This is a genomic window from Pseudomonas sp. Z4-7 (assembly GCF_051131965.1).
Classification (GTDB): domain Bacteria; phylum Pseudomonadota; class Gammaproteobacteria; order Pseudomonadales; family Pseudomonadaceae; genus Aquipseudomonas.
Genome location: NZ_CP071642.1, coordinates 3,542,743 through 3,558,810 on the forward strand (window position 1 = coordinate 3,542,743; position 16,068 = coordinate 3,558,810).

General features: G+C 63.5%; 10 protein-coding genes. 4 read left to right on the plus strand and 6 right to left on the minus strand.

Features of this window, described 5'->3' with window-relative positions:
* Positions 1 to 45: 45 nt before the first annotated feature.
* The 4 genes from J3P91_RS15900 (at position 46) to J3P91_RS15915 (ending at position 4,962) form a co-directional block, all read left to right on the plus strand.
* On the plus strand, positions 46 to 1,218 hold the full coding sequence (locus J3P91_RS15900; protein ID WP_434601007.1) for an ABC transporter substrate-binding protein: 1,173 nt from the start codon (positions 46 to 48) through the stop codon (positions 1,216 to 1,218).
* Positions 1,215 to 2,273 carry a FecCD family ABC transporter permease gene (locus J3P91_RS15905; protein WP_434601009.1) on the plus strand — a complete coding sequence of 353 codons (1,059 nt, stop codon included), beginning with the start codon at positions 1,215 to 1,217 and terminating at the stop codon, positions 2,271 to 2,273. The genes J3P91_RS15900 and J3P91_RS15905 overlap by 4 nt, the downstream gene beginning before the upstream one ends.
* The gene (locus J3P91_RS15910) at positions 2,267 to 3,022 is read left to right on the plus strand and encodes an ABC transporter ATP-binding protein (protein ID WP_434601010.1); all 756 of its coding nucleotides are present in this window, start codon (positions 2,267 to 2,269) and stop codon (positions 3,020 to 3,022) included. Before J3P91_RS15905 ends, J3P91_RS15910 begins: the two co-directional genes overlap by 7 nt.
* A 1,160-nt stretch (positions 3,023 to 4,182) precedes the next feature.
* Positions 4,183 to 4,962, plus strand: coding sequence for a TSUP family transporter (locus J3P91_RS15915; protein WP_305500574.1), 780 nt, complete (start codon positions 4,183 to 4,185; stop codon positions 4,960 to 4,962).
* On the opposite strand, the gene nudC is transcribed toward J3P91_RS15915, so the two are convergent.
* The 6 genes from nudC to J3P91_RS15945 all read right to left on the minus strand — a co-directional run bounded on the left by nudC (position 4,930) and on the right by J3P91_RS15945 (position 15,942).
* A complete protein-coding gene (gene nudC, locus J3P91_RS15920; protein ID WP_434601011.1) occupies positions 4,930 to 5,760 on the minus strand; it encodes an NAD(+) diphosphatase in 831 nt (276 codons plus the stop codon). The genes J3P91_RS15915 and nudC overlap by 33 nt on opposite strands.
* Before the next feature lie 6 nt (positions 5,761 to 5,766).
* The gene (locus J3P91_RS15925) at positions 5,767 to 6,579 is read right to left on the minus strand and encodes a crotonase/enoyl-CoA hydratase family protein (protein WP_434601012.1); all 813 of its coding nucleotides are present in this window, start codon (positions 6,577 to 6,579) and stop codon (positions 5,767 to 5,769) included.
* 214 nt (positions 6,580 to 6,793) lie between these two features.
* On the minus strand, positions 6,794 to 8,284 hold the full coding sequence (locus tag J3P91_RS15930; protein WP_434601013.1) for an efflux transporter outer membrane subunit: 1,491 nt from the start codon (positions 8,282 to 8,284) through the stop codon (positions 6,794 to 6,796).
* Positions 8,281 to 11,385 carry an efflux RND transporter permease subunit gene (locus J3P91_RS15935; RefSeq protein WP_434601014.1) on the minus strand — a complete coding sequence of 1,035 codons (3,105 nt, stop codon included), beginning with the start codon at positions 11,383 to 11,385 and terminating at the stop codon, positions 8,281 to 8,283. The genes J3P91_RS15930 and J3P91_RS15935 overlap by 4 nt, the downstream gene beginning before the upstream one ends.
* A 148-nt stretch (positions 11,386 to 11,533) precedes the next feature.
* Positions 11,534 to 14,629: an MdtB/MuxB family multidrug efflux RND transporter permease subunit gene (locus J3P91_RS15940; protein ID WP_434601015.1), complete on the minus strand. Its 3,096-nt coding sequence runs from the start codon at positions 14,627 to 14,629 to the stop codon at positions 11,534 to 11,536.
* A complete protein-coding gene (locus J3P91_RS15945) occupies positions 14,626 to 15,942 on the minus strand; it encodes an MdtA/MuxA family multidrug efflux RND transporter periplasmic adaptor subunit (RefSeq protein ID WP_434601016.1) in 1,317 nt (438 codons plus the stop codon). Before J3P91_RS15945 ends, J3P91_RS15940 begins: the two co-directional genes overlap by 4 nt.
* Positions 15,943 to 16,068: the final 126 nt, after the last annotated feature.

Below are 16,068 nucleotides of genomic sequence, written 5' to 3' on the forward strand. Positions count from 1 at the left end.
AGCGCGTGCACCGCTGGCGGGGCGATCCCTGACAAGGTTCCAACCATGCAGATTCCACTTCTGACGCGCTCATCGCTCACCGCCTGGCTGCTGGGTGCTGCCGCCCTGTTGCTGAGCGGCCTGTGTTTTTCAGGCACCTCGCCTGTCACCACAACCACCGTCACCGACTTGCTCGGCCGCCAGGTCCAGGTGCGCATTCCGGTGCAACGGGTCATCCTCGGCGAAGGTCGCCAGTTGTACCTCGTCGCGGCACTCGACACCGACAACCCGATCCGCCGCATCGTCGGCTGGCGCAAGGACCTGATCCAGTCCGACCCGGACACCTACGGCGCCTACCTGCGGCGGTATCCGGCAATTGCCCGGATTCCGACCTTCGGCGGTTTCGAAGACGGCACCTTCGACATCGAGCAAGCGATCAGCCAGCAACCGGACGTGATCGTCCTCAACATCGAGGCCCAGCACGCCACCGAAGACGCACGCTACATCGAGAAACTCGATGCGCTGGGCATTCCGGTGGTCTACGTCGACTTTCGCAACAACCCGATGCAGAACACCGAACCGACCATGCGCCTGTTTGGCCAGCTGTTCGGCGAAGAGGCACGCGCCGAGGCGTTCATCGCCTTTCGCAACCAGCAGATCCGTCGCGTCACCGATGTGATCCAGGCCCGCCAGCCGCCCCGCCCGAAAGTGTTCATCGAACGCATCGGTGGCTACACCGACGATTGCTGCCTGAGTTTCGGCAACGAAAATTTCGGCCGTTTCGTCGAGCTGGCCGGGGGCCGCAACATTGCCAGCGCAATCATTCCCAACACCTTTGGCCAGTTGAACGCGGAACAGGTGATCGTCGCCAACCCGGAACAGGTGGTGGTCACCAGCGCCAACTGGGAGGCCTTTGCGCCGGGCGGGCACTGGGTCGGTGTCGGGCCCGGTGCCGATCTGGCCGAGGCGCGGCGCAAATTGCAGTGGTACACCGCCCGCCCGGCCTATGCCGGGATCAAGGCTCAGCAAACCCAGGGCTTTCATGCCATCTGGCACCAGTTCTACAACAGCCCCTACCAGTTCATCGCCATCCAGCAACTGGCCAAGTGGTTCCATCCGGAGCTGTTCACCGACCTGGACCCCGACGCGACGTTTCGCGAGTTCCACCAGCGCTTCTTGCCTGTGCCCTATGAGCCAGGCTATTTCGTCAGCCTCAAGCCCGCGCAGGCCCAACCATGAATGGCCGTATCGAGGGGATCGCCCTGGGCACGATTTACCGCGAGCAGGTCTGGCGCAAACGCTTGATCCTGCTCGGCCTGGCCCTGTTGCTGCTGTTCAGCGTGCTGCTCGACCTGGCGCTCGGCCCGGCCAGCTACAGCCTGGATGAAGTGCTGGGCGCGCTGTTCTCTCCCGATGCCGCGGCGCCCCAGGTGCGGGTGGTGATGTGGGATATTCGCCTGCCGGTGGCGCTGATGGCCGTGGCCGTGGGCGCCGCGTTGTCCCTGGCCGGCGCGCAGATGCAGACCATCCTCAACAACCCGCTGGCGAGCCCATTCACCTTGGGCATCTCGGCGGCTGCCAGTTTCGGCGCGGCCCTGGGCTTGGCATTCGGCGTGGCCCTGGTGCCGGTGATCGCCCAATACATGGTGCCGCTCAATGCCTTTATCATGGCGATGCTCTCGGCGCTGCTGATCCATGTCTTGAGCCTGCGCCGGGGCATGACCAGCGAAACCATCGTGCTGCTCGGTATCGCCCTGGTGTTCACCTTCAATGCGCTGTTGGCGCTGGTGCAGTTCTTCGCCACCGAGCAGGCCGTGGCCGCCGTGGTGTTCTGGACCATGGGCAGCCTGACCAAGGCCACCTGGCCGAAACTCGGCGTGATCTGCCTGGTAATCCTCGTCACCTTGCCGATTTTTGCCCGCCGCGCCTGGGCCATGACCGCCCTGCGCCTGGGGGATGAAAAAGCCGCGAGTTTCGGCATCAACGTGCGCAAATTGCGCTTGCAGACCCTGGTCATGGTCAGCCTGCTGGCCGCGTTTCCAGTGGCATTTGTCGGCACCATCGGCTTCATCGGCCTGGTGGGGCCGCACATCGCCAGGATGCTGATCGGCGAAGACCAGCGTTTCTTCCTGCCGGCCTCGCTGCTGACCGGCGCGCTGATCCTGTCGGCCAGTTCGGTGGTGAGCAAGACCCTGATACCCGGGGCGATCTTCCCGATCGGCGTGGTCACGTCGCTGATCGGCGTGCCGTTCTTCATTTCTCTCATTCTGGGCGGCAGGAAACAGTCATGGTGACGATCGAGCTGCAAGGTGTCGGCGCTCGTTATGGTCGTCGGTCGATACTGGACGGGATCACTACGCCGCTGCTCACGGGTGGCGAGGTCGTGGCGGTGGTGGGCCCCAACGCGGCCGGAAAATCGACCTTGTTCAAACGCATCGCCGGCCTCATCGACGGCCCCGGCCATGTTCGCCTGGAAGGCTCGCTCCGGGGCCAGCAGGGCATTTGCTACATGCCGCAGAACCTCAACGCCAACGCCCGGCTGACGGTCTACGAATCGGTGCTGCTCGCGCGCAAACAGCAGGCGCCCGGCTGGACAGTACAAGCTGATGAGCTGGAAGTGGTGGACCGCATCCTCGCGTCGTTGGGCATCAGTGATTTGTCGTTTCGCAACCTCGGTGAACTGAGCGGTGGGCAACAACAACTGGTGTCGATCGCCCAGACGCTGGTGCGCGAGCCCGAAGTCCTGTTGATGGACGAACCCACCAGCGCCCTGGACATGCACCGCCAGGTCCAGGTCCTGAGCTTCATGCGCGCCCTCGCCCGCCAACATTCGATCATCGTGTTCATTGCCATTCACGACCTGAACCAGGCGTTGCGCTTTGCCGACCAGGTGCTGGTCATCGCCGAGGGCACCCTGCAAGGCTGCGGTCGAAGTGAAGAAGTGATCACCGAGCAGATGCTGCGCAACGTGTATCGGGTCCAGGCCCGGATCGAACTCTGTTCAAGGGATGAGCGGCACATCATCGTGGACGACGTGGTTTGAGTGGGTAGCGTGGCGAGGGAGCTTGCTCCCGCTCGGCTGCGCAGCAGTCGTAGACCGGCGGGCGCGGTTTGCCTGATACACCGTGTGCAGCAATTGGGGCCGCTGCGCAGCCCAGCGGGAGCAAGCTCCCTCGCCACGAGAGCGGGTGTGCACCCGTGTATCTTCGCAGCTTCGCCGCCGCTGTTATTTGCAGGATCAAATTCGCTACAGTCGATCCGCGCTGGCAAATACAACGCATCACCGTGGCGAGGGAGCTTGCTCCCGCTCGGCTGCGCAGCAGTCGTAGACAGGCGGGTCCGGTTTGCCTGATATGCCGTGTGCAGCAATTGGGGCTGCTGCGCAGCCCAGCGGGAGCAAGCTCCCTCGCCACGAAAGCGGGTGTGCACCCGTGTATCTTCGCAGCTTCGCCGCCGCTGTTATTTGCAGGATCAAATTCGCTACAGTCGATCCGCGCTGGCAAATACAACGCATCACCGTGGCGAGGGAGCTTGCTCCCGCTCGGCTGCGCAGCAGTCGTAGACAGGCGGGTCCGGTTTGCCTGATATGCCGTGTGCAGCAATTGGGGCCGCTGCGCAGCCCAGCGGGAGCAAGCTCCCTCGCCACGAAAGCGGGTGTGCACCCGTGTATCTTCGCAGCTTCGCCGCCGCTGTTATTTGCAGGATCAAATTCGCTACAGTCGATCCGCGCTGGCAAATACAACGCATCACCGTGGCGAGGGAGCTTGCTCCCGCTCGGCTGCGCAGCAGTCGTAGACAGGCGGGTCCGGTTTGCCTGATATGCCGTGTGCAGCAATTGGGGCCGCTGCGCAGCCCAGCGGGAGCAAGCTCCCTCGCCACGAAAGCGGGTGTGCACCCGTGTATCTTCGCAGCTTCGCCGCCGCTGTTATTTGCAGGATCAAATTCGCTACAGTCGATCCGCGCTGGCAAATACAACGCATCACCGTGGCGAGGGAGCTTGCTCCCGCTCGGCTGCGCAGCAGTCGTAGACCGGCGGGCGCGGTTTGCCTGATACACCGTGTGCGGCAATTGGGGCCGCTGCGCAGCCCAGCGGGAGCAAGCTCCCTCGCCACGATTTGAGGCAGTCGCGGCCCGGCGTTGTTATGGGTAACATAGCGGCCTTTCCCGCAGTCTTTCTGCGCCCTGCCGAATAAGCCCCATTCCATGCCTTTTGAACTCAGCGTCGACCTCTCCACCCTCGCTATCCTTGCCGTCGTCGCGTTCATCGCCGGCTTCATCGACGCCATCGCCGGCGGTGGCGGGCTGCTGACCACGCCGGCGCTATTGACCGCCGGCCTGCCACCGCACCTGGTGCTGGGCACCAACAAGCTCAGCTCGACCTTTGGCTCAGCCACGGCGAGTTTTACCTTTTACAAGCGCAAGCTGTTTCACCCACGGCAATGGACCCACGCCCTCGTCGGCACGCTGGTCGGTGCCTTGGTCGGCGCCGTCGTTGCTCATTACCTGCCCGCCGAGTGGCTGAACAAGATGCTGCCGGTGATTGTCTTTGCCTGTGGCCTGTACCTGTTGTTCGGCGGCACGCCCAAGGCGCCGCTGGACAGCAATGCGCCGATCAAGAAGACGTGGCAGTCATCCCAGGGTTTCACCTTGGGTTTCTACGACGGCGTGGCCGGCCCGGGCACCGGTGCGTTCTGGACCGTCAGCAGCCTGCTGCTCTACCCCATCGACCTGGTCAAGGCCAGCGGCGTGGCCCGCAGCATGAACTTCGTCAGTAACATTGCGGCGCTGTCGGTGTTCATCTTTTCGGGCCAGGTGGATTGGATCATCGGCCTGAGCATGGGCCTGTCGGTGATGGTCGGCGCGTTCTTCGGCGCGCGCACCGCCATCAGCGGCGGCGCGAAGTTCATCCGCCCGGTGTTCATCACCGTGGTGCTGGGCCTGACCGTGCGCCTAGCCTGGCAGCACTGGTTCAGCGTGGCCTAGACGTCGGGCGACATACAGGTCGATCAGGTAGCGGGCGATGGAGCGCGAGGCCGGCAACGGCGGCAGGTCATGGACGCTGAACCATTGGGCGTCCTCGATCTCGTCTTCCTGAGGCACGATCTCACCGCCGGCATACTCGGCATGAAAACCCAGCATCATCGAATGGGGAAACGGCCAGCACTGGCTGCCCACGTATTGGATGTTCTTCACTTCGATGCTGACCTCCTCGCGTACCTCCCGGACCAGGCAATCCTCGGCCGACTCGCCCGGCTCGGCAAACCCGGCCAGGGTGCTGTAGACACCGGTGACAAAGCGCGGCGAACGCGCCAGCAAGACCTCATCGCCACGGGTAATCAGCACGATCATGCTCGGCGAGATTCGCGGGTAATGCCGCAGATCGCATGCCTCACAGTACATCGCCCGCTCTCGCGGCACCTGTATCATGCGCTGGCCGCAACTGCCACAAAAGCGATGTTCGCGAGCCCAGGTGCCGATCTGCGCCGCATAACCCAGCACCTTGAACAGCGTGTGGTCGTCCTCGAGCATGAAGGCCCGCAGGCCTTTCCAGTTGCAGCCGGGAATCTCCAGCGAGCTATGCAGTTCCAGCAGGTAGACCGGCTCGCCGTCGAGATAGCCAATGCCGTGCTCGGCGAGAATCGACACATCCTGGCGCTTGAGCCACTCGCGGGGAAACAGTGCGCCGTTGTCGTCGTAGAGAAAGCCCTCCGGGCTGCGGGCCACGGCCCAGCCGCCCGCGAGGTCGGTGTCGAGTACTGCGGTGGTCCAGCGTGAAATCATGATCGATCAATCCAGAAATTCGGGTTTCTGTTTGCTCATATGGGCGGCCATGGCCACGCGCAGGTCATTCGATTGCAACATGGCGGCATTCCACGTGGCGACGTATTCCAGCCCGTCGTCGATGCCGTGATCACGCATGTAGCCAATCATTTCCTTGGTGCCGGCTATGGCGATCGGCGACTTGGCGGCGATCTCCCGGGCGATGCCCATCACTCCGTCAAGCAGGCTGGCGGTATCGCTGTAGACACGATTGACCAGACCAATGCTGCGCGCTTCGTCGGCACCAAAGGTGCGCCCCGTATAAGCGAGTTCACGCAGCATGCCGTCCCCGATGATCCGGGGCAAGCGTTGCAATGTGCCAACATCGGCCGCCATGCCGATGTCGATTTCCTTGATGGAGAATTGCGCATCCTCGGCCGCGTAGCGCATGTCGCAGGCAGAAATCAGGTCGATGGCACCGCCCAGGCAATAACCCTGGATCGCCGCGAGAACCGGTTTGCGGCAATTGTCCACGGCGTTGAACGAGGCTTGCAGTTCGAGGATCTTGCGCCGCAGCACACGGGCATTGCGACCGACGTCCTTGCCCAGTTCGTTCGCCACGCCGGCCAGCATCATCAGATCGATACCCGACGAAAAATGCTTGCCGGCACCGCTCAGGACCACCACCCGCACTTCGTCGGTATCGTCGATCCACTGGAAGATCTCGATGATCTCGCTCCAGAACGCGGCGTTCATGGCATTGATCTTGTCGGGGCGATTGATCTGCACATGGGCGATTTTGTCTGCAAGTTCGACGTGGAACGCTTGGTATTGCGACATGGCAGTGATCCTTTACCGGTTGAAAAGAGGCCTGAACTATACCAAGCCATCGCCAAGGGACGTAGGCAGCGCATCGGCCAAAAGCGGGACTGGCTTCGCCGAAAGCCACTGTGGGAGCGAGCTTGCTCGCGATAGCGGTGGTTCAGCCAAGGAGATGTCGCCTGGGCTGCCGCCATCGCGAGCAAGCTCGCTCCCACATGGATAGCGCTGGGTATCAGTCCGCTGCTGGCTGTTCGCTCGCCTGCAACTGCCCATCCCACCCGCCGCCCAGCGCCGCGATCAGTTGCACGCTGGCGATCAACCGGCTCTGTTGCAGGCTCAGCATGCTGCGTTCGTTGCTCAGGGCGGTGGCCTGGACGGTTACCACGTCGAGATAGCCGATCAAGCCGGCCCGGTACTGGTTCTGGGTCAGGCGCAGGGACTCGCGGGCGGCGTCCAGGGCTTCCTGGCGCACGCGGGCTTCGTCTTCGAGCACCTTGAGCTGGATCATGTAGTTCTCGACTTCGCGAAAACCGTCGAGCACGGTCTGCCGATAGGTCGCCACGGTCTGGTCGTACGCCGCGACGCTGCGGTCGACTTCCGCCGAGCGCTGGCCGCCGTCGAACAGCGTCATCGCCAGCTGTGGCCCGACCGACCAGAAGCGGTTCGGCACACTTATCCAGTTATCATAGGTACTGCTGTTGTAGCCGCCACTCAGGCTCAGGGTCAGGTCCGGATAATAGGCCGCCTTCGCCACGCCGATGTTGGCGTTGGCGGCCATCACCGAGCGTTCCGCCGAAGCGATGTCCGGACGTCGTTCGAGCAATTGCGAGGGCACCGCCACCGGGACCTGCGGCAGCGCCGGGACGTCCTCGGTTTCGGCCAGGCTGAATTCGGCCGGAGGCAGGCCGATCAGCACGGCGATGGCATTTTCGAACTGGGCCCGCTGCCAGATCAGGTCGATCAAGTCGCCCTGGGTGGTCTTGAGCTGGTTCTGCGCCTGGGCCACCGCGTCCTTGCCCGACACCCCTGCGCGGTACTGGTTTTCGGTCATTTTTAATGAGCGCTGATAGTTATCGACCGTGGTCTGCAACAAGCGCTTCTGTTGGTCGATGACCCGTAACTGCAAGTAGTTCTGCACCAGCTCGGACTGCTGGCTCAGGCGCATCGCCGCCAGGTCGGCAAAGCTGGCTTGCGCGCTGGCTTCATCGGCTTCCAGGGTGCGGCGCAACTTGCCCCAGACATCCGCTTCCCAACTCACCCCGGCCTGGGCGCTGTAGGTGTCGCGAATGCCGCTGGAAGAACTGCTCAGGCTCGAACTGCTGCTGCCGGTGCCTTGGCTGGAGCGGTTCTTGCCGACGGTAAGGTCGACCGTTGGGAAAAAAGCTCCCCGCGCACTGCGCGCCAACGCCTGGGCCTGACGATACTGGGCTTCGGCCTGGGCCACGGTCTGGTTGGATGCGTTGAGCTTTGCCACCAGCTCATTCAGCCGGGCGTCGCTGTACAGCTCCCACCAGGCGCCCCGGGCCAAGGCGTCGCCGGGGTTGGCCTGGCGCCACCCTTGGGCTTCCTTGTACTGCACCGGCGCAGCGGCCTCCGGGCGCTGGTAATCCGGGCCGATCGCGCAAGCACTGAGCAGCGCAACGCACAGCGCCAGGCTCAATACCCGCGAGCCACGGGCGGCTGCCAGCGGTGCGGCAAGGTTGAAAAGCGAACGGTCGGTCATAGCGGAGTTTCCAGGGCAGCATCGGTGCGCACCCCACGCCAGCGGTTGAAGCGGTGGCGCAGGTTATCGAGATAAAGGTAAACCACCGGCGTGGTGTAAAGCGTCAGGACCTGGCTGAACACCAGGCCGCCGATGATGGTCAGGCCCAGCGGCTGGCGCATCTCCGAACCTTCGGCACCGCCGAGCAACAGCGGCAAGGCACCGAGGATCGCCGCCACCGTCGTCATCAGGATCGGCCGCAAGCGCAACAGGCAGGCGCTGCGGATCGACTCCAACGGCGTCTGGCCGGCGCGCTCCAGTTGCAGCGCGAGGTCGATCATCAGGATCGCGTTTTTCTTCACCACGCCAATCAGCAGGAACAGACCCAGCAGCGAGATCAGGCTGAACTCGCTGCCCAGCACGTAGATCGACAGCAACGCGCCAACGCCGGCCGAAGGCAACGTGGACAGGATGGTCAACGGGTGGATGTAGCTTTCATACAGCACGCCCAGAACCAGATACACCGCCAGCAGCGCCCCGAGCACCATGAACGGCTGGCTTTTCTGGGTGGCGGCGAAAGCGTCGGCGGTCCCGGCCATTTTCGCGATGACGTCTTCGGGCATCCCCAGCTTGGCAATCGCCCGTTCAATGGCGGCCGTGCCCTGCTCCACGGTCACGCCTTCGGCCATGTCGAAGGAGATGCCCTCGGAAGCGAACTGGCCTTCGTGGCTGACCCGGTCGTCTTCCAGGCTGTTCTCGTAATGGGCAATTGCGGACAGCGGGACCCGCGCGCCATCGGCGGTAATCACCTGGACCTGTTCGAGGGTATTGGGGTCCCGGGCGTATTTGGGATTGACCTCCATGACTACCTGATACTGGTTGAGGCTGTCGTAGATGGTTGATATCTGCCGCTGGCTGTAGGCGTTGTTCAATACCGATGTGACCATGTCCATGTCGATGCCCAGGCGCTTGGCCTGGTCGCGGTCCACAATCAGGGTTACCTGCTGTGCCCCGCCACCGTCACGGGCATCGATGGCGGTAAGCTCCGGCAAGGCGCGGAACGCCGCGACGACCTTGGGGTACCACTCGCGCAGCGACGCCAGGTCGGCGCTCTGCAGGATGTAGGAATATTGCGAGGTGGTCTGCTCGCGGCCGCCACCAAATTGCAGGTCCTGGTCGGCCATCAGCATCAACTGGCCGCCGGGCACCTTGGGCATCTCCTTGCGCAGGCGCTCGATGACTTTCTGCGCGGAAATGCGGCGCTCGTTGATCGGCTTGAGGCGCACCAGCATGAAGGCATTGTTGGTGCCGTTGTTGCCGCCGATAAAACCGGCCACGCTCTGTACGGCCTCGTCCTTGAGCACCGCGCGACGGAAGATTTCCATCTTCGGTTGCATCACGTTGAACGACAGCCCGTCGTCACCGCGCACGAAGCCGATCAACTGGCCGGTGTCCTGCTGGGGCATGAAGGTTTTCGGCACCACTACATACAACGCGATGTTCACGCCAATGGTCACCAGCAGGCTGAGCAAGGTCAGGCGTCGATGGCGCAGTACCCAGTCCAGCGTGCGCGCATAGCCACGGACCATTCTTTCGTTGGCGCCCTGGCTCCAACGCTGCAAGCGGTTCTCCTGCCCTGGCACGTGAGGCTTGAGCCAGCGCGCACAGAGCATCGGCGTGAGCGTGAGGGACACGATAAGCGAGACGACGATGGCCGCCGCCAGGGTGATGGAAAACTCACGGAACAGGCTCTCGACGATCCCGCCCATGAACAGGATCGACAGGAACACCGCCACCAGCGAGGCGTTCATCGACAGCAGCGTGAAGCCCACCTCCTCGGCCCCCATATACGCGGCCTTCAGCGGCGGCACGCCCTCATCGATGTGCCGGGAGATGTTTTCCAGCACCACGATGGCATCGTCCACCACCAGCCCGGTGGCGAGGATCAACGCCATCAGCGACAGATTGTTCAGCGAGAAACCGTACAGGTACATCACCGCGAACGTGCCCACCAGCGACACCGGCACCGCCAGGGTCGGGATCAGCGAAGCGCGGAAATTGCCGAGAAACAGGAACACCACCAGTACCACCAGGGCGACGGCGATCAGCAAGGTCATTTCCGCTTCGTGCAGGGTCGCCTTGATCACCGGCGAGCGATCCATCGCCAGGTTCAGCTTGACGCTGGCGGGCAACACGGCCTGCAAGGCCGGCAACTGGGCCTTGATCTCGTTGACGGTCTCTATGATGTTGGCGCCGGCCTGGCGATTGATCACCAGCAACACGGCGGCATCGTCGTTGAAGAAACCGCTGTTGTAGCGGTCCTCGACGCCGTCGCTGACCTTGGCCACGTCCTTGAGCCGCAATACCGAGCCATCCTGGTAGCGGATGATCAGTGTTTCGTAATCCTTGGCCTTTTCCAGTTGGTCGTTGGCCTGGACTTGCCACATCCGCTGGTCGTCCTCGACCGAGCCCTTGGGCCGGCGCACGTTGCTGTTGGCAATCGCCGTTCGCACGTCGTCCAGCGCCACGCCGTACTGATTGAGCAATTGCGGCTCCAGTTCGATGCGCACCGCCGGCAGCGAACTGCCGCCGATCTGCACCTCGCCCACGCCCGACACCTGGGACAGGCTCTGGGACAGAATGGTCGAGGCCAGGTCGTAGAGCTGGCCTTTCTCCAGCACATCCGAGGTCAGCGACAGCACCATGATCGGCGCCTGGGACGGGTTGACCTTCTTGTAGGTCGGCATGCTGCGCATCCCGCTGGGCAGCAGGTTGCGCGAGGCGTTGATGGCCGCCTGCACCTCCCGGGCCGCACCGTTGATGTCGCGGTCCAGGTCGAATTGCAGGATCACCCGGGTCGAACCCTGGCTGGACCGACTGCTCATGGTGTTGACCCCGGCGATCGCGCCGAAGGAACGCTCCAGCGGCGTCGCCACGGTAGAAGCCATTACCTCGGGACTCGCCCCCGGCAGGTTGGCCTGGACCACGATCACCGGGAAATCCATCTGCGGCAGCGGCGACACCGGCAGCAAGCCAAAGCACACACCGCCGAGCAGCATGATGGCGAAGCTCAGCAGCATGGTCGCCACGGGGCGGCGGATGAAGGGGCCGGAGAGGTTCACTGGTCGCCGCTCCAGCTTTCAACCAACAGGCTCTTGTGGCGAGGGAGCTTGCTCCCGCTGGGTCGCGCAGCGGCCCCTTTTGTGAGCGCTGCACACTCAAGCGGGAGCAAGCTCCCTCGCCACGGAAAGCACCCATGGAGTCCGGACGTCATACCCGCACCTCTTTCTCCTCAGGCCGGGCAAACCGACGGCCCAGACGATCGAAGTACAGGTAGATCACCGGAGTGGTGAACAAGGTCAACACCTGGCTCACCAGCAACCCACCCACCATCACCAGGCCCAACGGCTGGCGCAACTCGGCGCCGGAGCCGGTGGCGAGCATCAGGGGCACCGCGCCAAACAGCGCCGCCAGCGTGGTCATCAGGATTGGCCGGAAGCGCAGCAACGCGGCCTGATAGATGGCCGTCTGCGGATCCAGGCCCTGGTTGCGTTCGGCATCCAGGGCGAAGTCGATCATCATGATCGCGTTTTTCTTGACGATGCCGATCAGCAGGATGATGCCAATGATCGCGATCATGCCCAGGTCATTGCCGGTGAGGATCAACGCCAGCAAAGCGCCGATGGCCGCCGAGGGCAAGGTGGACAGGATGGTGATCGGATGGATGTAACTTTCGTACAAGACCCCCAGCACGATGTACATGGTCACCACCGCAGCCAGGATCAACAGCAAAGTGCTCGACAACGATGCCTGGAACGCCTGCGCCGCGCCCTGGAACTCGGTCTGCACGCCCACTGGCATGCCGATGTCCTGCTGGACCTTTTCGATCACCTCTACCGCATGCCCGAGGGCCACGCCCGGCGCCAGGTTGAACGACATCATCACCGCCGGGAACTGGCCGATGTGGGCGATTGCCAGTTGCGCCTGACGCTCTTCGACACGGGCCAGGCTCGACAATCGGACCTGGCCGCCGTCGGTGGTCTTGACGTGGATCTGGTCCAGCGCCTGCGGCCCGATCCTTTCCCCGGCCTGGGCCTGCAGCACCACACGGTACTGGCTGGCCTGGGTATAGATGGTGGAGATTTGCCGCTGGCCGAAAGCGTCGTACAGCGCATCGGTGATGTTCGACACCGACACGCCCAGGCGTGAGGCGGCGTCGCGATCGATGACCAGGTAGACCTGCAAGCCCTTGTCCTGCAGGTCACTGGCGACATCGGTCAGTTCCGGCTGTTGGGCCAGGGCCTCGACCAGACGGCCGCTCCAGAGGCTGAGCAACTCGGCGTCCGGCGATGACAGGCTGAACTGGTACTGGGTGCGGCTGACGCGGTCTTCGATGGTCAGGTCCTGCACCGGCTGCATGAACAGGCGAATGCCCACCAGCCGGTCGAGCTGCGGTTGCAGGCGGGTGATGATCTCGCTGGCGCTGTCGTCCCGCTCGCTGTGGGGCTTGAGGTTGATCAGCAGGCGTCCGCTGTTGAGCGTGGCGTTGTCGCCGTCGACACCGATGTAAGAGGACAGGCTCTGCACCGCCGGGTCGGCGAGGATGACCTTGGCCAACTGCTGCTGGCGCTCGCTCATGGCGGCGAAGGAAATCGACTGCGGCGCTTCGGAAATGCCCTGGATCACGCCCGTGTCCTGCACCGGGAAAAAGCCCTTGGGCACGGCCAGGTACAACACCACCGTCAGCACCAGGCTGCCCACCGCCACCAGCAGGGTCAGCGGCTGATGCTTGAGCACCCATTGCAACTTGCGCCCATAGGCAGCGATCAACCAGTCGATCCAGGCACCGCTGGCCCGGTAGAAGCGGCCCTGCTGCTCTTCCTTGGGCTCGCGCTTGAGCAAGCGGGCGCACATCATCGGCGTCAGGGTCAGGGACACCACCAAAGAAATCAGGATCGCCACCGCGAGGGTGATGGCGAACTCACGGAACAATCGTCCGACCACGTCCGCCATGAACAACAGCGGGATCAGCACCGCGATCAACGACAGCGTCAGGGAAATCAGCGTGAAACCGATCTGCCTGGCGCCCTTGAGCGCGGCTTGCATCGGGCTGTCGCCCTCCTCGATGAAACGCGCAATGTTCTCCAGCATGACGATGGCATCGTCCACCACAAAACCGGTGGCGATGGTTAGCGCCATCAGGGTCAGGTTGTTGACGGAAAACCCGGCGAGGTACATCACGCCGAATGTACCGATCAACGACAGCGGCACGGCCACCGACGGAATGATCGTGGCGCTGACCCGCCGCAGGAACAGGAACGTCACCATCACCACCAGGGCAATCGCGATCAGCAATTCGTGCTGCACATCGGTGACGGAGGCGCGGATGGTCTGGGTGCGGTCGGTCAGCACGGTCACGTCGAGGCCGGCCGGCAGGTTATCGGTGATGCTCGGCAGCAGCGCCTTGATCCGGTCCACCACCTCGATGACGTTGGCCCCGGGCTGGCGCTGGATGTTCAGCAGCACGGCCTGGTTTTCGTTGGCCCAGGCGGCGAGGCGTTCGTTCTCCGCGCCGTCGACGATCTGTGCCACGTCCTTGAGCCGCAATGGCGCGCCGTTGGCGTAGGCCAGGATCAGTTCGGCGTAGTCCTTGGGCGAGGTCAGCTGATCGTTGGCGTCGAGCATCGAGACCCGCGTCGGGCCGTCGAAGTTGCCCTTGGGCTGGTTGACGTTGGAAGCGCCGATCAGGGTCCGTACATCGGCCAGGTTCAGCCCGGCGGCCGCAAGTGCCTCCGGGTTGACCTTGATCCGCACGGCCTGGCGCTGGCCGCCGGCGATGGTCACCATGCCAACGCCGCTGATCTGGGCGATCTTCTGCGCCATGCGCGTGTCCACCAGGTCATTGAGCTTGGGCAGCAGCATGGTCTTGGAGGTGATCGCCAGCGTCAGCACCGGGGTGTCCGCCGGGTTGACCTTGTTGTACACCGGCGGCGCCGGCAGATCGGTGGGCAACAGATTGGTCGCGGCGTTGATCGCGGCCTGCACCTGCTGCTCAGCGACATCCATGTTGATGTCCAGATTGAAACGCAGGGTAATCACCGACGCCCCGCCGGAACTGGTGGAAGCCATCTGGGTGAGGCCCGGCATCTGCCCGAACTGCCGCTCCAGGGGCGCGGTCACGGCGCTGGTCATGACGTCGGGACTGGCCCCCGGGTACAGCGTCATCACGCGGATGGTCGGGTAGTCGACCTGGGGCAGTGCCGACACCGGCAGCAGCCGATAGGCAATCAGGCCGGCCAGGACAATCGCCAGCATGCTCAACGTGGTGGCGACCGGGCGAAGGATGAACAGCCGCGAAAGATTCATGCGCCGCCCTTTTTCGCCTTGTCGGCCGCGGTCGGCTCAGTCGGGGCCGCGGCCGTCTTGCCTTGCAGGTGTTCGGTCGGCGTGGTCGGCACCTCCTGGCTGTCGTTGACCACTTCCACCTCGCTGCCCTCCTTCAAGCGGTCGGTGCCTTCGAGCACCACCCTGTCGCCAGCGGCGAGGCCCTCGGTGACAATGGTTTTTTCGCCATCGCTGGCACCGATCTTGAGCTTCCTGATGGTGACTTTCTTGTCGCCATCAAGGGCGTAGACGAAGGTGCCGTTGGTGCCGAACTGGATGGCTGCGGTCGGCGCCAGGACCACGCCCTTGAGGGTGTCGGCCAGCAGGCGCACGTTGACGAACTGGTTGGGAAACAGCGACTGGTCGCGGTTTTCGTAGCGCGCCTTGAATTTCAAGGTGCCGGTGGTGACGTCGATCTGGTTGTCCAGGCTTTGCAGAACACCGCTGGCCTGGAGTTTCACATCGCCACGGTCCCAGGCCTCGACCGGCAGCTTCGCCCCGCTGCGATAGCGGGCGAGCACGGTTTCGAGGTTGTTTTCCGGCAGGGTGAACACGACGCTGATGGGCTGGGTCTGGGTGATGACGGCCAGGGCCGTGGTGTCGTTGGCCGCTACCAGGTTGCCGATATCCAGTTGACGCAGACCTACGCGGCCGCTGATCGGCGCGCGGATCCTGGTGAATTCCAGGTTGAGCTTGGCGTCGTTGACCGCCGCCTGGTTGGTCTTGACCGTCCCCTGGTACTGGCCCACCAGCGCAGCGGCAGTATCGAGGGTCTGCTTGGCGATACTGTCTTCGGCGTACAGGCCGCGATAGCGCTCCAGGTCGACCTGGGCATTTTTCAGTTGGGCCTGGTTTTGCAGCAGCGTGCCTTCGGCCTGGAGCAAGGCATTCTGGTAAGGACGTGGGTCGATTTCCGCCAGCAGGTCGCCGGCCTTGACCATCTGCCCTTCTTCAAAGGCGATCTTCACCAACTCGCCGCCGACCCGGCTGCGAACGTTGATCGTATTGAGCGCGGTGACCGTGCCCAGCGCCTTGTAATACAGGGGAAAATCCCCGGTGACCGCTGGCGCCACCCGAACCGGAATCGGCCCCGTAGCCCCGCCAAACCCTGGCCGCATGCCACCCGAGCGCCCCGCGTGTCCAGCCGCGGCTTTCTGCTCTGCGCCGTTTTTCGGGTCGGTACTGGCGGGCCAGAACTTCCAGGCCAGCAGCGCGATGACCAGTACGACAAACAGGCCGAACAGCCAGCGACGGGATTTGCGGGAAACAGAGGATTGCATGGAGTGGTCAACCATTGGGCGCGTGAGCTTCTTTTACAGGAGGCTGAACGATAAGCACTGGCGGATATTTAGCAAAGCGCCTTTACCGGCAATTTACCTTGGGCTTACATTCCGCCCGGTTAGCTAAAGCCTTGAAACACA